Source organism: Psychroserpens sp. (assembly GCF_036960315.1).
Classification (GTDB): domain Bacteria; phylum Bacteroidota; class Bacteroidia; order Flavobacteriales; family Flavobacteriaceae; genus Psychroserpens.
In genome coordinates this window covers 205,934-222,730 of the sequence record NZ_JBALVR010000002.1, presented here as the reverse complement: position 1 = coordinate 222,730, position 16,797 = coordinate 205,934, and the positions used below count along the sequence as shown (strand labels likewise).

Here is a 16,797-nt window from a genome sequence, read left to right as displayed (position 1 = left end):
TGTGCTGCGCCCTCCTGTCGGTAGATAGGTTGGCTAGAACTAAAATAGTAAGTAGAAAATGAACTAGAGGAGTCCCGATGCTCGGGATTCCCAACACACACACACACAAAAAACAAGCAATTAATTTTATAGGTTGATGTAATTTGTAGCTTTTCAATCTAGTGCTAAATATCCATCCGTTTTAATTTTCAAATCCGCTGTGATTAGAAATTCAGAAAGGCTTTCAGTTTAGTTATAATTAACCTTTTTTAGATTTCTTTAGTCTCTTTTCTGCTTTTTTTTCTTTTGGGGTTTTAGCAGATTCTTTTTTTACGTTTCTTCTTGAGTCTTTACTTTTTGCCATGATGTTATCTGTTAAATATTTATTTTATTTTCCTTGTTTTAATCGGTAAAAATATTTCTGTTTGAACTTTTAACGTTCGCAATATTACTCAGAGTTGTACAGATCCAATTTTTAGTTTTTTTTCGTTCAATTCTTAAATCCAAGCATAATATTCTGGTAATTACTATAGATATTATACAACTCAAATTGTGAATTTCAGATCTGAAATCTGCTATTAATTACAACGTGTTCGTGTATGGTTAGTTGCGTTGGTTGGCAACTAAATTAGTAAAAGAAAACGTGCCAGAGGAAAATTCGCAGGATTTTCTGAGAACAAACAAAGTAAACGTTGTGTTATACACGTTGTTGTGTATAGTTTTCTAATATAAGCGTGTTTCTTCGTCGTTCTTAATTATTTCGTCCATTTCCTTATAAGACTTATCAAGTTTTCCATGGTCAACCATTGATTTGGCTAATGTAGGCGCTTTACGTTCTTTGGTGATGTCGACATTTGCCCATAATTTAGACCTTATTATACATTTAGCGCAATGTAGAAACGCTTCTTCTACATGCACAATCATTGCCAAATTAGGAAGCCTGTCTTTATGAGCAAGTAATTTCAAAACATTTTTATCCTTAACTATTTGCGCTTCTCCACTAACTCGTAATGTTTCTTTTATACCTGGTATTAGAAAAATCAACCCTACTTTAGGGTTTTGCAATATATTCATAAAAGTATCGGATCTCCTATTACCCAATCGATCTGGAATTGCGAGAGTCTTGTTATCTAAAACTTTAACAAACCCTGGCGGGTCACCTTTAGGAGAAGCGTCAAAATTTCCGTTTAGATCAGAAGAGGAAATAACTATGAATGGAGATTGTTCAATAAATAATCGACAATTTTCATCAATGTAATCGATACTTTTCTTGGTGACTAATTCACTTGGGTGTCCCATAATTTCACGAAAATCTTCTTCGTTAGTTATCACTTCTTCAAATTTCCGTTTCATAATTGATGATTTTCTAAAATACACACAACGTGTTCGTACATGGTAAGTTGCGTTGGCACTAAGATAGAAAAAAAGAGAGAGCCATTGTTCAGTAGTGAGGGTTTTCTGGGTGGAGAATTAGGGCAATTAATTATACACGTTGTGGTAAGGCGTAATTTTTTATTGTGAATTGTTCTTCAAATCCCAATTTTAAATATAGGCCTTTTCCCATGTCAGATGATTGTAAGGTTATATAATCACTATTTATTTTAATTGACTGATTCATTAATAGTTTCATTATTTGTTCCGCATATCCTTTTCTTCTTTGTTCAGGTATGATTCCAACAGAATGAATACCCGAAACATTGTTTGTGGTGTGTAAAATACCTGTTCCAACAGCTTCATTTTGATCATATGCAATATAGTAGTTCGTGTTTTTTTGAGATTTGGTTAATAATATTGGATTTGTGAAATACCCAAAAGATTTATAAAAAAGTTTAGCCCATAGGTTCGCTTCCTTTTCGGAAGACACTTTTTTTAAACTTAACGTTTTTAATTCAGTAAATAAGTGATTTACTTTTATAGACATTCCTGTTTGTTCAAACTTAAGGTCGAATCCATTTTGCTCTAATATTTCAAAAGAATTACTATTGTGAATATCCCAATATGGAATAGTTAGGTTTGTAGAAACAGATACTAATTTTTCTTTAGCCAGTGCTATTGTGTTTTTGTTAATTTCTTGATTAAACCACAATTTATTTGGCCATTCAGAATATTCAATTAAACTATAATCAAATTTCGGTTCCTTAAAATATGAATTGATTGGTTCGCTTGCTGTTTGCCAAAGAGAAGTTAGATTCTTTATATTAACATTTATTAAGTCTATTGTTTCTTTCATTTTATATTAATTAAAATTATTCCTGACATCATTATAATAAGGCCTAAGCCTCTTTTAAAAGTTATTGGCTCCATTGGTAAGTTTAACCATCCGAAATGACCAGCAATTATAGAGAATGCTATTTGTCCAAATAGCCCTAAAGAGATCATTGTTGAGATTCCTAGTTTTGGAATGGTATAATAGTATAAACTAATTCCTAATACACTGAACAATCCTCCAGTAAACCATAAATAAATAGGTATTTGTTTTAAATCTGCCAAATTCGGAGAGCTCTTTACACTAATTAATACAAAGGCTGTTGCAAAAACAGTACTACTAAAAAAAGCAACTACCGATGCTAATAAAGGGTTTTTTAGTAGTACACCTAAGTTAGAATTTAGTCCGCCTTGTGCTGCTAAAAAGACGCCGCCCAATATTGCTAATACTGATAATGAAGTTTGATTCATAATACTTCAAATAATTCATTAAATGGTTTTCTAACCTTTGGACGATTTTGGGTGTGGTCTTCATTAGAACGATAACCAATAGTTGCAATTACTGCTGCATTTAGCCCTTGTTCGGAAAGTCCTAATATATCATTATACTTTTCCGGTTCAAAACCCTCCATTGGACATGAATCAATTTTTAATTCTGCACATGCATTAAGCAAATTTCCAAGAGCCAAATATGTTTGTCGAGAGGTCCAGTTAAATGATTCTGATGTTGTCATTTCGTTAATTTTGCCTTTCATAAAATCACCATATCCACTGAGATTTTCGGCCTCAATATCTTGTGATTTGGCAGTCATATTCAGGAAATCATCTATATGCTTATCTTTTATATTAGTATAATTACAAAAGACGACTAAATGCGATGCTTCCGTTATTTGGTCTTGTCCCCAAGACACAGGTTTCAATTTTTCTCTTAAAGTAGTATCCTCTACAATTATCACTTTGTACAACTGCAATCCGTAAGCTGATACTGATAATTGAATAGCTTCCTTTAGTTTTTCTAAATCTTCTGATGAAATCTTTTTTGAAGAATCAAATTTTTTAGTTGCGTAGCGCCATTTTAAGTTTTCGAGATAGTTCATAATATTCTTGTTTTAAATTTATAAGACAAAAGTATTAGAAGGAAAGGTCTCTGGCATTTACATATGTTGATTCAATGATTTTTTTTTAGTTCTTTACGAATTCTGCTTAGCTGGGTTGGAGTGATACCTAGATGCGAAGCAAGGTGTAATTGTTGTATTCTCTGGTCAATGTTGGGATGTTTTGAGAGTAATTTTAAATATCTTTCAGTTGCATTCTCCATAACAAGGGAAACTTCTCTTTGTTCCTTCTCAATAACCCAATTATTTTCTAAATAAGCGATATAGAAATTCTTTAGGTCAATATTGTTATCAATAAAATGTCTGTATTTTTTATAATCAAGACTGATCAGAGTAGTGTTTTCCAGTGCTTCCAATGTGAAATTTGAAGGTGTGCCTAAAAGGTACGAAACTGTTGAGCCTGCAAAATCAGTTTCAAGAAAAATGTTTTTAGTATAAATATTTCCGTCATAATCTGTCACATAAGCTCTTAAAGCTCCTTCGCAAACAAAATGGATGTTTCTTGCGATCTGTCCATTTCTTAGTAAGATTTCATCTTTTTCTAATTTTTGAAATGTAATTATAGATTCAATTAACGCCCAAGATTCATTTGAGATTGGAGCATAACTCTCAAGCTTTAATTTTAATTCTGAAATGAATTTTTCTTTTATCAATCGTTAACTTTTTTATGCCTTAAGTGCTTGTGTATGGCTCGTTGTGTTGGCAAGAACCAAGCAATTATTCACCCATTGTTGGCTGTTTTTTTAGTTGTTACTCAGCTTTAATTAATGGGTAAGTTGGGTCTAACAAATTAAATCCTAAATCACTAAAATACCTACTTCCATTAATTAGAACAACAACACCTATTTGATCTTCAAGATTGAATCCTGCAAAACTCACAAAACCAGGTGTTCCTCCTTTGTGATAATGAATTATTTTTCCAGATTCTTTTCTTTCTAATATTTCCCAACCTAAGCCCATTACGTTATTATCGTCTTTAAAATGGATGTTATGTGTCTCTTTTAGAGCATCACTCAAAGAAGTTGGGTACATTCCAAGTTGTGCTCCTAAAAATTTCAACATATCCTTAGCTGTGGATCTTAAACCTCCCATAGCCTGAAATTCCCCAATATCCAACTCGTCTATTTCTTTTCCATATCTATAACCCATAACTAATCTTGGTCTCTTGTCTTTAGAAACTTTAAATTCAGTGTCAGACATATCTAAAACATTTGTAACTCTCTCCATGATTAAAGATTCATATGTTTTATTCATTTTTGATTCAATTGCTTGCTCAATAATCAAGACCCCTAAATTTGAATAGTTGTAAGTATTCGGTATTGAATCTAGTGTATAACTTGATAGAAAATCATTTAATTTTTCAATTGAATAATCTCTATAACGATAATCATTATTCACATCCATATTGAGTGGGTCTCTTGGAAGCCCCGAAGTGTGTGTGGACAAATTTTCAAGAGTTATGATTTTATTATTTTTAGTTACGACATTTTTAAAAATTGGTAAGTATGTTTGAATAGAATCCTGGATGTTTATTTCTCCTTTCCGATTTAAATCAGAAAGTAAGCTACTTGTAAAAGTCTTAGTAACAGAACCAATTTCAAAAATTGAATTTTCATCGGGTGTAGAATCGTCTGATAACGATTTTTGTCCGAAACCATAGTAACGAGTACCGTTTTTATCTATTATTCCAATCACTGTTCCTAAGTGATATTCTTTTTCTATTCGTACTTGAGTTTCCTTTTTGATATCATCAGGCAAATCTTGCTTAGGTTTTGTGTCACACCTTGATAAGGTAATAAGAATTATAAAGAATATTAAAAATCTAAATCTCATAATGGTGTTTTTTGTTTTTTAATTGCTGCCAACGTTTAGTTTAATAAACGTGGGACACTATATTAACATTACCGTTTCAGAATAGTACTAAACCAAATATAACCATTTTGCTTTTACATAAACTGTTTTCAAAAGGCATAATTATATATTTGGCGGCTTTTGAAAATTGAAAACATATGTTCGGTTAAACACTAAACGTCTTATGTTTTTTATACATTGTTGTCTACTAGCTTATTCTATAATCATTAATTCACCATCTTCAGGAATTAAAACATTATTTATGACTTCATTATTTATCAATATTTCTTTTAATTTTTCTCTAGTTAATGGACAATGATTTATGGACTCCATGTGGTTTGCAATGACTTTTCCTGAAGTGTTCTTTACAAACTTTAAAATATCATCTACATTCATAATAAGTTGTTTAAATAAATCGAACTGAGCAGCACCACAAGCTAAAACACTAATATCTGGATTATAATCTTTTAAAACTTTATCTACTGAAGCTGTGTAAATAGTATCAGAACTAAGGTAGATAGATTTTTGATTGGGTAGTTTTACGTAAAACCCAATTACATTTCCCATTGGTTTAGCTACAAATCCATAACCATGTTTAGCAGGTATGCCTTCAATCGTTCCTCCTAAGAATTCTTGTTGCTCCCAATATTTTAATGATTGAACGACGTTTAATCCTCTTTTCTTAAATGCTTTTTCGTCCTTTGTACTACACGTAACTGGAATGTTCTTTTTAATTAAATAGGCAACTGCTTTACTGTCAATGTGGTCTGGGTGCTGATGCGTTATTAGGCAGTGGGTTACTTTTTCTAATATCAAATTGGCGTTTTTGGGAAGCGGAACAGTAGGGTTCTTTCTTGCTTTATGTCTGAAAAGTGTAAAAGACGGCATGATTCCTTGATCTCCTAACATTGGGTCGATCAAAATCACGTCTTTTTCCGTTTCCAGAACCATCGTTGCATTTCTTATATGATGAATCTTTAACATTTGTATTGTTTTTTATGTGAATACAAAGATCTACATAAAGCGTGTTCATTTTCATTGATTCAAATCAAGAAGTTCGTTTTCTAATACGACTTAATGTTTCGGGCGTTATATTTAAGTAGGAAGCAATATGGTATTGAGGTATAGATTGAAGCCATTGGGGTTTATAAATGAATAAGTCATTATATAACTCTTCTGGAGTCTTGGTAATACGGTTAAATTCCTGTTTTCCTTTTTCTTTTAATAATTTTTGAAAAGATGATTCAACAAAGGATTTACCACATTTATATCTTTCTAATAAGTCAAAAAATGGTTGTCTTTCAATACTTAAAACTTCTACAGAAGACAAGCATTCTTGATTTTTATTGGTTTCAGAATTTTGACTAAACATCAATAAATCAGAAATGAATTGTGGCTTCACGTAAAAGTTAATATTTATTTCTTTTTCTTCATTTGAATAATATTCTCTAATTATTCCTTTATTCAGAAACCGAAGCTGCTTTTCTATTGTTTGTGCTTGAATTAATATGCTACCCTTTTTATGTTTTTGTAATTTAAACAAAGAGAATAACTCTTCTAACCCTTGTTGATTCAATGGGAATTCAGTTTCGAAAAATTCGGAAATTTCAGTGAAGTTTGTCATTTTTTTATCTTGTGTACAAGGTGCATGTGTATGGCCCGTTGTTTAAGTACCTAATTTAGCCTATTTAAACCAAATAGAAACCCGCTAGGATTTTCGTAAGTAGGCTTACAATAGCAATTAATTTATACGGTGTTGTAGTCAGTTTTTTTTAATCTATTATGCCTAATGGCTTGTACAAATAATTATGTTTTGATTAATTCTTCGTTAGTCCGTTCTAAGATTACTTGTTTAAATTCGTTTCCCATTTGGTTTGTTCACATTAAAGTCAACGGTCTCTTTTGTTATAAAACACTAATTATACAGTTAGTTAATTTTATTAAAAATAAGAGGAGAACTAAAACGGTTTTATAATAAAAAAAACTGGCGAAAGCATTACACCTTTTTTGCTTTCAACTTGGAGTTTTTTATCTCTATTTTTTTGCGCATCCAATCAGGATAATTAGTATCATCTTCTGCTTCAAAAACCCTTAAATGTTGGTCATCTGACGGTTTTATTAAGTCATCTTGACGACAGCCTAATATAGTTGCAGCTGTCTGTACACCTGAATAACTAGCACCTGTAACTCCATGCGATACGATACTTGCTCCACACATATACAAGTTTTCTATTTCGCTTTTAGATTTGTAGGCAAATGGGCCAATGTGTTTTAAGCTCTTTTCCGTACCATATACACTACCACGTGTAGAATTAATATAGTATTTATTGGTTAATGGTGTGCCTAATTCTTTTTGCACGACATGGTTTGAAATCCCAGGAATTACTTTCTCTAAAGTGATAAAAAACTTAGCAATTAATTGTTCTTTAAATTTCAAATAAGATGCAGAGCGTTCTACGTTTGTACTATTAAAATTTTCAAAAGCATCATAATTAATATATGTAATGGCTTCAATAGTATGATGTTTTCCATCATAGCTAATAGGGTCTTTTAACGTTGTACAGCTTATAAACATGCCAGGAAACTCCTCGTCTTCTAAAAGATCTTTTTTCTGCATAACATCATACAAATCATCCATGTCTTCATTTGGCATACACCAAATGTTTCCAGAATCAATTCCCGCTTTTGTAACATCCATAGCTACTGTTATAAATAGCATTAACGATGTACAAGAATATTTAGTTTTACTAAGTTTTTTCTTTAATTTGGCGCTTAGATGTTCTTCTCCTATTAACTTTTGGTAGGTTATTCCAGGATCTGCATTTGATATAATACGATTTGCAAATACGTGGTCTCCATTTGCCAATTCTACACCTATCGCTTTTTTTCTTTTTCCTGTATTATCTAATAGAATGCGGTTTACGGCAGTGCTTGTTTTTATGATGCCATCTTTTACTTTTATGGCATTTGTCATTGCCTTTACAATAGCTCCGCCTCCTCCCATTGGATAAAATCCTCCCGCATGGTAGTGATGCATAATTGCTGCGTGCATTACAAAACTAGCTTTTGCAGGTGCTAAACCGTGATCACCAAACTGAATGTTTAAAATGCGTTGTAGTAGTGGGTCTTTAATGTGCCAACCCAAAACCCGCTTTAAACTAAATGGCGCGTATTTCCCCATGTGTTTTGTGCGAAACGGAATTGTAATTTGTTCCCAAAAACTATTTATTTTAGGGATTAAACCTATCTGATTACCAACATTACTAACCAGTTTTAAATATTTAATAATATTTTTTTTTTCGTGAGGGAAACGCTGTATTAGGCGATTTTCAAATGTTTTAAAATCAGCAGGATAATCAAAACGCTCTTCACCTATCCAACAATGCTCAAAGGCATCAGGGTTTTGGCGATAAAACGCCATATCGTTTGCTATGCCTAAACCTTCAAAGAGTTCACTTGTAGATAAACCGTCACCAACTAGGCCTACATAATGTACACCAGGTGTAAACCGATCGCCATTAAGATAAAAACTATGACACCAGCCACCAGGAACATCGTGTTGTTCTAAAACTAATACCTTTTGTCCAGCTTTCGATAGGCATATCGCTGCGGCTAAACCGCCTACTCCAGAACCAATAATAACAGTATCAAATGTTTTGTTATTCAAAGATTTGGCTAGGTTAGTTGTTGGCATTTGGTTGCTGTTTTGGTTTTGCAAGATAATTCTTGATTTTTTTTGTAAAGCTTAAAAGTAAAGAAATTTGTTCGTAACAATATTGATAAAAAGCACAATATTATTGATTTAAGCATACATATTTTAGAACGGGTCAATTTTGGCCACAACAACGTGTTCGTGTATAGTTTCATAGCGTGAGATCTAAGTTAGTGAAAAGGAAGAAACCTATTGTTCAGCAGCGAGCATTTTCCGAAAGGAAAATCGGGTGTATTGAATTATACAGGCTGATGCATGCCGTTTTATTTTTATTTCAATTTTTTTTCCACAAAATACATCTCCATTTCTCCTTTGCCTTTAGTATCAATTTTCCCTCTGGACTTAAAGTTGAATTCTGGATTGTCTTTTAGCAATGAATAAGTGCCTTCAGATATATTCACCTTCCCAATTTCACCACCGCTTTCCATACGTGATGCGGTGTTTACTGTATCACCCCATATATCATATTGAAATTTCTTTACACCAACGATACCAGCCACTACAGGTCCTGTATGAATCCCTAACCGCATCTTAAAGGACATTTCATTTAATTCATCTTTCTCAATGATTCGATTAGAAATAAAAGACTGCATTTCTAAAGCCGCCAAAACCGTATTTTTTATAGAATCCTTAGAAGGTACAGGTAGTCCACCAGCAGCCATATAAGAATCTCCAATGGTCTTTATTTTTTCAATTCCATATGTTTCGCAGATGTGATCAAAAGCCTTAAAGCAAACATTGATCTCTTTAATGAGCTCTTTGGCAGATAACTTTTCAGAAGCTTGTGTAAACTCCTTAAAGTCTGTAAAGAGAATTGATGCCATTTCAAAATCTCTGGCATCTGCGCTTCCTTTTGCTTTGAGTTCCTCTGCTATTTCTGCTGGAAGAATATTAAGTAATAAATTTTCAGACCGATCCTTTTCTTTTTCAATAACAGCTTTTGATTTTTTTACATAACGCCATCTGCTATAAAACCCACCTGCAAGTAACAGAAAGAAAATACCAGCACCTAGGGCTAAATTTTTGTTTTTATTTTTTTGTTGCACTTCGGATTGATGGGCTATTTCAACTTTTAGATCTTTTTCAACTTGAAAAAGGCTATCTGCCAATACTTGTTTTTTAAACTCCATCTGTTGCAACTTTTTGGAAGTTTCTTCTGATTGTAAACTATCATTTAGCACCAACATCTGTTCGTGATATGCCAATGCTTTATTATCATTTCCAAGTGCTTTATATGCATCGTATAGGCATTCACATGCTTCTCTTTGTAGATCTATAGCTCCAATCTCTTTACTTAAAGTGAGCGCTTTTTGGCATTCAATTATTGCACTCTTGTGCATATCCTGAGCATTGTAATTATAGCCAATATTTTTGTGAGAGAATGCAATACCATGTTTATATCCGATTTCTTCTCGAATTTTTAAGCCTTTCGTATAATAGTCCAAGGCTTTTGAGTAATTGCCTTGCCTTTTATAATTATATCCAATATTGCCTAGTAGCACTGCAATAGCATGCTTATCTCCGATTTCTTCTTGTGTTTTTAAGCTTTTCGTATAATAGTCCAAGGCTTTTGGGAAATTGTTTTGTTCAGAATAAATAAGTCCAATATTGCCAAGTGAACTTGCAACTCCTTCTATATTCCCTATTTCTTCTTCGATTTTTAAGCTGCGTTGATGATAGTCCAAGGCTTGAGGGTAATTGCCTTGCCTTAAATATATATTTCCAATATTGTATAGCGATGCGGAAATTCCTTTTTTATCCCCGATTTCTTCTCGAATTTTTAAACTGCGTTTGTAATAGTCCAGGGCTTTTAGGTAATTTGCTTTTAACCAGAAACTGACTCCTTGAATATTGTACGCTTCCGCCTTGGCATTTGGGTATTGTTCTGTTTTTGCAAAGGTTACCAATTCTTCAGCCAAAGTAAATGCACTATCAGGTTTATCGAATAGAAAACCATCCCAAATATAGTTTTTGAATGCATCTGTTCTAATGGAATCTTTTTGGGTCTGATCTTGCCAAAGGGTGTATAGCGAATCGAGATTGGTTTGTGCTTTTAGGCAATTATATGAAAGCGCTAAAAGAATTAGGACGGTTATTTTTCGCATTCAATTTTTTATTAATATACAACTTTATTTATGGTATACGGTCTTGTGTATGAAACGTAGCGTGTAAAAAAACTCTAATTTTTCGGATTAGCACAGGCCCTAATTTTTATAATTTTGTTGTTACTTATCAATCTTAAAAGCCAAATTTAAAAATTTGGCGGTCTTTGCGAATAAACACAAACCTCTTGGAAATAATTTATTAGCTATATCCTATACACGTTGTTGTAACCAGTTATTTACGCCACATTTCCATTTCAATACTCTTGTATAAATTTGTATTGTCGTATTCGGAATTAGCAAAAATGATTATGGCTCTTTTTTCTACTACACCCATAATAACTATTGTTCGAACACCGGTATCTCCGCCACCATGAGTATAATATAGGTGACTATTAATTGCGGTTAAAAACCAGGTATAATATCCTTCTTGAGAAATTTGAGGAACAGGTGTTATTTTTGAAGTTGTTTTTTTATCCAAAATAAATTTCTTGTTTTCAGAATTCAAGTATGCAACCAATAAGCTTGAGAAATCTGAAATGGATGTCCTTAATTGGCCCCCTGGAAAATCTGGATATCCATTATGTCCTTTGAAAATTAGTCCTAATGAATCCTGATTCACGTATGTTTTTGCAACTAGAGTTGAATCTAAATTTCTTAAAAACCAGCTAGTGTTAGCCATTCCAATAGGTTTGAAAATATTGGTCTGACAAAACTCCTCATACTTCATTCCTGAAACAGTCTCAACAATAAGTCCTAAAAGAGCTACTCCAGTATTGGAATAAGAAAATGATTTGTAGTTCGAATCACTCTCGAAATGTTTTTCCGTATAAAGTTTCCCATCTATGTTTAGATAGTCTTTTAAAAAAGCACCTAATTCTAATTTTGGATCACCTTTGGGTTCGCTCCAATGGGATTTGTATATTTCATAATTATCCTTAATTCCAGAGCGATGGTTTAGCAATTCTCGAATCGTTATTATGTCATTTGGATAATGAGGATTCTTGACCTCAAAAGGTAAATATTTATTAATATCAGTGTTCAAATCTATTTTTTCAGATTCTACCAATTTGAAAACAGCCATGTTTGTTACTGTTTTGGAAACTGATGCAATATGAAATGGGGTATTTACTGATGCTTTAATGTTTCTTTCTAAATCTCTAAAACCATCTGCACTCAAATGAACTACTCTTCCAGAGTCAATTACTGCAACAGCTAGTGCAGCAACATTATCTGATTTCATCTCCTTTTTAATCAATAAATCGATTTCGGGTAAAGATTGTCCAAAGCAAAGGCCTGAAAGAAAGATGAAGAGAATCGAGATATTAAATTTCATAATTTGTTTTAATAGGTAACCGCTTTTGTCTACAGCTAGTTGCGTTTGTTGGAACTAATTTAGTAAAAGAAAACGAACCCGAGGGAAACCCGAAGGATTTTCCAAGTAGGCGATAAACTAATCAATTAATAATACACGTTGTTGGTAATAATTATTGCTATTTACTATGCCATTTGAAGCAATTATTACAATAGGTATGTCTCGTACTTTTCTCATTCCTATATATAATAATCTAATTTTAAATACAATCGCCAATTTTATTTTGACCTTCTGATATTTCATCTATAAGTTGAGATTTAAACTGTTCAATAATGAGCAAGGCACTCAATAATTTCTTAAATTCAACATTAACAAAATGTTCTAATGTTTTTTCCTGCTGACTGATGTAAATTTCTTGACGATAATAAATTTGATTAAGAATCTGTAAACATTCATAGCTTAATTCATTAATAATGTTACTCATTTTAGAGGTTTCCCAACTTATTTTTTGAAGGTCATTAAAATTAAGTTCAAGCTTATAAGAAACATTATATTTGAATACATTATTGTCTAGGTCAGTGGAATCTTTAACTTCAATAAAATCAGGATAATTGATTTTTAATTCACTCATTTCAAGAATTGATGTTGTTAATTCATTAGAAATTTCTTCATTAATTTCTCTTACTTTTTGGAGAAAATCAATTAACCTTCGATTATCCACTGGATCATTAAGAGTTAATTTGTTGTTTTTTATTTCAATATCTAAATTCTCTATGGCTACTTGTTTTCGAGACTCTATTTTTAAGTGATCGTTTACATTATTAAGATAGAAAGCTAATAAGACACCTAGTGTTGTTGCGAAGAGTGTAATAAACCAAGAACTTTTATAAAGTTTTATTAACCTGTATTTAATATTAAATTTCATAATGATTAAATTATTTCCTACGTGTTTATGTTTGATTAGTGTGACTCAGAATCTGCAGGGTTTTCAGTTGTAGCAAATCAGTTGTTTAAATATATAAATTTTAATTGAAGTAGGAGTGAAGCATTAAGTATACACGTTGTAGCAATAGTATTTATTTGTTCAGATACTTTGTTTTTCCACATTGGGCAAAGTTTCCCTCTTTTTTATAATCAATTCGGTTGTCCATTGCAAAATCTGAAATCAAATTGGCAAACCGTTCCTTTTTTTCTTTCGTTACATTTTTAGTTAAAACGTTAAAAAAATAATTTTCTATTTCTCCATTAGGTTTAAAATAGATTTTATGAATAATGTTTATTGAGTTGTCTTCTGTTTCCCAATTAAACCTGTTTTCTGAAAGATAGGTTCCAATTCTTTGGTGTAAATCAGTCCAAGATTTCATTACTGAATTATAGTCGGATTTTGATATTTTAGGATTTACTAAATTAGGATGAGTTTTGTCTAAATTCAACTTGTTGTATTGAGCTAATTGTTGTTTATTGTCGAAATTAAATATGCCAATTGGTATTAGATTAGCATTTTTAACAATTTCTACTTTGCTTTCCGTTTTTTCATTACAACTGGTAATTCCTAGGGTAACTAAAATAATAAATAGAGGTTTTATGATAGTTTTGAATTTCATGTAATTAATTATTGTGTGAATTCAAATATAACTAAATAGTTAGTTTAAACTAACTATTTAGTTAATGAAGAGCTGTTTCCTTATATTGTTGCCAACGTATTCGTGCATGGCACGTTGCTTTAGTATGGTAACTAAATAGGCAAAAGGAAACGAACCAGAGGAAAATCCGTAGGATTTTGCGAGTATACATGTAACTAGCAATTGACTATACACGTTGTTGTGCAACGTGTTTTCTGTTCAATCTTTTCTTTTTTCACTTCCTAGTTTGGTGAAATATTCGTTAAACTCTTTCATGCCATTTGGCTCCAAAAACACTACCTTTTTCTGCAATTCGATTGGTGTTACCTTGTTCATATTTTGCGTAATTGCTAAAGGCCAAATAAAGCTAAAATCAGATGGTTCAATCAATTTGTTTGGATTTATATTCCCATTCATGGAATTAGAATAAAACACCTTATCGTTTGCACTTAACTTGAATCGAATTTTGGTTTGAAAAACACCTTGATATTCAGTTGATTTAGTTTCAATTATGCCATTAGGTTCAATTTTTATTTGACCGAAACTATTGCCGCAATCAGAACTTTCCCAATATTCGATTGGTTTCCATAAACCATTTTTGTCCATAGCTTCTTGCAGAATATAAATACTGAAATCTTGATGAGAAAGGAAAATCGCATCGGCAGTATTATTTTGTACCAACACAGAAATTTTCCCGTCATCTTTTGATTTAGCAATGAGTCTAAATTCGACACATGTTTTATTCTTTTTCTCAAACTCTTTTTTCAATTCAGAATTTGCGACAAAATTAGCGTTATATTTATTTTGATTTACGGACATTTCCGATTGCTGTGCTTTTGCAATTTGGCACAGAAGTAAGACTAATATTCCTAATTTATATTTCACGTAATTAGTTTTTTATATGTTGCACAACGTTTTATATCTCAACTATAATATAATTTCGAGTGATAACACAATTTAGTTTGATATATCACAAATAGTACCAAACCCAATACATCAACCCAAATTGTATAGGGATACGCAATAGTAAGATCCATTTTGGAATACCAGCCGAAACTTTTTCTCCAGAGAGCATATAAAAGTGTACAAGAAGAAATGCAACGAGCATTACAATTATACCATAGATAGATATTGCTTTCAACATTGGGATACATAATCCAATATCAAGGACTATTTCAGCAATTCCACTTAAGAACACGAGTTTTTTGTGGTTTTGTACATATCCAGGCATACTAAGCATGTACATTTTGGGTTTCACAAAATGCCAACTAAAATATTGATAACAGCCATGACCTATAAATGCTATGAATTATTCATCTTTATAAGCGTTGTAATTAATCCCTACACCATAATTATTGAGATTGGTTTTTAATAAACTGGATTCTATACCATTGCCATTTTTAAACTGTACCCAATTGTTACCATTAATAAATACACGTTTGATATAGGTGTTGTGTGTCTCAATTTCATCAGTGAATGGGAGTAAAGGTCTAAAGTTTGTTGGTATTTTAACCGTTCCATTTTTACCTTTAATTTCTTTATATTTTTTGTTGGGTAAGAGCTTTCCGTTTTGGTCTGTATAGCCTAAAACTTGTATAGACACAAAAAAGCCAGTATCTGGAATAAACAAATCGTGTTCCGAAACATCGAGTTCAAACTCGTCGCCATTTTTTTCAGTGACCCTAAATACGATATTGGTGTAAGTCATTACATTTCCTGGTAATCCATTCTCGTTTTTGTAGAATTTCACTTTAAACAAGGTGGAGAATTTCCGTTTATCGGCATTGGCACGTTTGCGCTTTTTCCAATCTTTTGATTCGAGCGTAATGGGAAATAAAACAGAGGTTATTTTCTTGAGTTTCTCATTTTCGTTAGGAAAAAAAACAGCGATTTCACTTTCAATAGTTGGTAGCCAACACTTGTAATAATCGTCGTCGAGATATGGTTTTATAGTTTCTTTTTTAAATTTTCTATCCACTTTTGCGATAACGACAACTTCATCTAGTTTATCGGCCTCTGCTTGCATGATTATGGTCTTTGATAAATTAGCTGTGGCTAAAGCGAGGTCTTTATAACCCAAAGCAGATATAAACAGTGAATCGATATCTGGATACCGTTTTTTTGTAAAAATAAATGAGCCATCATCATCTGCAAACAAACCTTGGCCATTGCCAAAGGATACGGTTGCATAAGAGACAGGATAGTGGGTGTCTTCGTCTATGATTTTGGTTTGTGAATAACCAGAATGTATGATGATTAGAAGCAGTAGGTTACAAAAAGCATATTTCATATGTGGTATATGTAGACGTGAGTTCATTAGGGCTAAAGATACACATTAAGTGGCTGGAAATAAAAAAACCGCTGTCGATTAACAGCGGTTTTAAGATGTATTGGTTGGATAGGATTTATTCTTTATCCAAACTTTTGGTCATTGTAAATCCTGTGAAAAGTCCAACACCTGCCATTAAGAAAATGGTTCCTGGGAATGCAACTTCTTCTTCTACGCCTAAATTATAATGCAATAATGAAGCGATAAAAATTCCTACTCCAATTCCCATTAATAAAAGGGCAAGGTTAAGGGTAAGTACTTTCCATATTGGCGCTGCGTGCTGTCTGCCTTTCATAAAAATACTTGCATCGGCACCTTTTTCGATAAGCGCTAAGCGTTCTTTGTTACGTGTTGAGAAGTATAAATAAAATACTCCGAAGATTGCACCAAATACAATTGGTATGATGATTAATTCTGATCCCATAATAATTCGTTTTTAATTGTTTAACTTTAAATGTTCTGAGCTTATGACGACAGGTTTTGAATTTAGGTTACAAAATACCATCACTATTTTTAAATTAATTAAATAAAATGTACCTTTTTCTCCTATTTATCAAAAGAAAATGA

Annotated in this window: 17 protein-coding genes; all 17 read right to left on the bottom strand. The window is 32.2% G+C overall.

The genetic code is table 11. From position 1 onward, the window contains the following. Positions 1-702: 702 nt before the first annotated feature. The 17 genes from V7719_RS04650 to V7719_RS04570 all read right to left on the bottom strand — a co-directional run bounded on the left by V7719_RS04650 (position 703) and on the right by V7719_RS04570 (position 16,654). On the bottom strand, positions 703-1,332 hold the full coding sequence (locus tag V7719_RS04650; protein WP_335728707.1) for an MSMEG_1061 family FMN-dependent PPOX-type flavoprotein: 630 nt from the start codon (positions 1,330-1,332) through the stop codon (positions 703-705). Positions 1,333-1,462: 130 nt separating this feature from the next. After that, positions 1,463-2,209, bottom strand: a complete 747-nt coding sequence (locus V7719_RS04645; protein ID WP_335728706.1) for a GNAT family N-acetyltransferase — start codon at positions 2,207-2,209, stop codon at positions 1,463-1,465. Further along, positions 2,206-2,655, bottom strand: a complete 450-nt coding sequence (locus V7719_RS04640) for a DMT family transporter (RefSeq protein WP_335728705.1) — start codon at positions 2,653-2,655, stop codon at positions 2,206-2,208. Before V7719_RS04640 ends, V7719_RS04645 begins: the two co-directional genes overlap by 4 nt. After that, the gene (locus tag V7719_RS04635) at positions 2,652-3,281 is read right to left on the bottom strand and encodes an NAD(P)H-dependent oxidoreductase (protein ID WP_335728704.1); all 630 of its coding nucleotides are present in this window, start codon (positions 3,279-3,281) and stop codon (positions 2,652-2,654) included. The genes V7719_RS04640 and V7719_RS04635 overlap by 4 nt, the downstream gene beginning before the upstream one ends. 71 nt (positions 3,282-3,352) lie before the next feature. Beyond that, positions 3,353-3,952 carry a Crp/Fnr family transcriptional regulator gene (locus V7719_RS04630; protein WP_335728703.1) on the bottom strand — a complete coding sequence of 200 codons (600 nt, stop codon included), beginning with the start codon at positions 3,950-3,952 and terminating at the stop codon, positions 3,353-3,355. 97 nt (positions 3,953-4,049) lie between these two features. Continuing rightward, entirely contained in the window at positions 4,050-5,132 is a 1,083-nt protein-coding gene (locus V7719_RS04625) for a serine hydrolase domain-containing protein (protein ID WP_335728702.1), read from the bottom strand. A 231-nt stretch (positions 5,133-5,363) separates the two neighbouring features. Further along, positions 5,364-6,134, bottom strand: a complete 771-nt coding sequence (locus tag V7719_RS04620) for an MBL fold metallo-hydrolase (RefSeq protein ID WP_335728701.1) — start codon at positions 6,132-6,134, stop codon at positions 5,364-5,366. 64 nt (positions 6,135-6,198) lie between these two features. Then, complete coding sequence (locus V7719_RS04615; protein ID WP_335728700.1) at positions 6,199-6,774, bottom strand: Crp/Fnr family transcriptional regulator; 576 nt, start codon at positions 6,772-6,774, stop codon at positions 6,199-6,201. Between the two features lie 372 nt (positions 6,775-7,146). After that, positions 7,147-8,844, bottom strand: a complete 1,698-nt coding sequence (locus tag V7719_RS04610) for a phytoene desaturase family protein (protein ID WP_335728699.1) — start codon at positions 8,842-8,844, stop codon at positions 7,147-7,149. A gap of 287 nt (positions 8,845-9,131) precedes the next feature. Next, on the bottom strand, positions 9,132-10,967 hold the full coding sequence (locus tag V7719_RS04605) for an adenylate/guanylate cyclase domain-containing protein (RefSeq protein ID WP_335728698.1): 1,836 nt from the start codon (positions 10,965-10,967) through the stop codon (positions 9,132-9,134). 232 nt (positions 10,968-11,199) lie between these two features. Beyond that, positions 11,200-12,300, bottom strand: a complete 1,101-nt coding sequence (locus tag V7719_RS04600; protein WP_335728697.1) for a serine hydrolase domain-containing protein — start codon at positions 12,298-12,300, stop codon at positions 11,200-11,202. Positions 12,301-12,538: 238 nt separating this feature from the next. Next, positions 12,539-13,204, bottom strand: coding sequence for a hypothetical protein (locus V7719_RS04595; protein WP_335728696.1), 666 nt, complete (start codon positions 13,202-13,204; stop codon positions 12,539-12,541). 151 nt (positions 13,205-13,355) lie between these two features. Beyond that, the gene (locus V7719_RS04590) at positions 13,356-13,883 is read right to left on the bottom strand and encodes a hypothetical protein (protein ID WP_335728695.1); all 528 of its coding nucleotides are present in this window, start codon (positions 13,881-13,883) and stop codon (positions 13,356-13,358) included. A 237-nt stretch (positions 13,884-14,120) separates the two neighbouring features. Beyond that, positions 14,121-14,786: a hypothetical protein gene (locus V7719_RS04585; protein WP_335728694.1), complete on the bottom strand. Its 666-nt coding sequence runs from the start codon at positions 14,784-14,786 to the stop codon at positions 14,121-14,123. Between the two features lie 85 nt (positions 14,787-14,871). Next, the gene (locus V7719_RS04580) at positions 14,872-15,132 is read right to left on the bottom strand and encodes a DoxX family protein (protein ID WP_335728693.1); all 261 of its coding nucleotides are present in this window, start codon (positions 15,130-15,132) and stop codon (positions 14,872-14,874) included. A gap of 78 nt (positions 15,133-15,210) precedes the next feature. After that, on the bottom strand, positions 15,211-16,191 hold the full coding sequence (locus tag V7719_RS04575) for a hypothetical protein (protein ID WP_335728692.1): 981 nt from the start codon (positions 16,189-16,191) through the stop codon (positions 15,211-15,213). Positions 16,192-16,306: 115 nt separating this feature from the next. Next, the gene (locus V7719_RS04570) at positions 16,307-16,654 is read right to left on the bottom strand and encodes a DUF6249 domain-containing protein (RefSeq protein ID WP_335728691.1); all 348 of its coding nucleotides are present in this window, start codon (positions 16,652-16,654) and stop codon (positions 16,307-16,309) included. Positions 16,655-16,797 lie beyond the last annotated feature (143 nt).

Coding starts and splice junctions, on each gene's coding strand:
- V7719_RS04650 (WP_335728707.1), bottom strand. CDS start 1,332: ATGAAACGGAAATTTGAAGAAGTGATAACTAACGAAGAAGATTTTCGT.
- V7719_RS04645 (WP_335728706.1), bottom strand. CDS start 2,209: ATGAAAGAAACAATAGACTTAATAAATGTTAATATAAAGAATCTAACT.
- V7719_RS04640 (WP_335728705.1), bottom strand. CDS start 2,655: ATGAATCAAACTTCATTATCAGTATTAGCAATATTGGGCGGCGTCTTT.
- V7719_RS04635 (WP_335728704.1), bottom strand. CDS start 3,281: ATGAACTATCTCGAAAACTTAAAATGGCGCTACGCAACTAAAAAATTT.
- V7719_RS04625 (WP_335728702.1), bottom strand. CDS start 5,132: ATGAGATTTAGATTTTTAATATTCTTTATAATTCTTATTACCTTATCA.
- V7719_RS04620 (WP_335728701.1), bottom strand. CDS start 6,134: ATGTTAAAGATTCATCATATAAGAAATGCAACGATGGTTCTGGAAACG.
- V7719_RS04615 (WP_335728700.1), bottom strand. CDS start 6,774: ATGACAAACTTCACTGAAATTTCCGAATTTTTCGAAACTGAATTCCCA.
- V7719_RS04610 (WP_335728699.1), bottom strand. CDS start 8,844: ATGCCAACAACTAACCTAGCCAAATCTTTGAATAACAAAACATTTGAT.
- V7719_RS04605 (WP_335728698.1), bottom strand. CDS start 10,967: ATGCGAAAAATAACCGTCCTAATTCTTTTAGCGCTTTCATATAATTGC.
- V7719_RS04600 (WP_335728697.1), bottom strand. CDS start 12,300: ATGAAATTTAATATCTCGATTCTCTTCATCTTTCTTTCAGGCCTTTGC.
- V7719_RS04595 (WP_335728696.1), bottom strand. CDS start 13,204: ATGAAATTTAATATTAAATACAGGTTAATAAAACTTTATAAAAGTTCT.
- V7719_RS04590 (WP_335728695.1), bottom strand. CDS start 13,883: ATGAAATTCAAAACTATCATAAAACCTCTATTTATTATTTTAGTTACC.
- V7719_RS04580 (WP_335728693.1), bottom strand. CDS start 15,132: ATGCCTGGATATGTACAAAACCACAAAAAACTCGTGTTCTTAAGTGGA.
- V7719_RS04575 (WP_335728692.1), bottom strand. CDS start 16,191: ATGAAATATGCTTTTTGTAACCTACTGCTTCTAATCATCATACATTCT.
- V7719_RS04570 (WP_335728691.1), bottom strand. CDS start 16,654: ATGGGATCAGAATTAATCATCATACCAATTGTATTTGGTGCAATCTTC.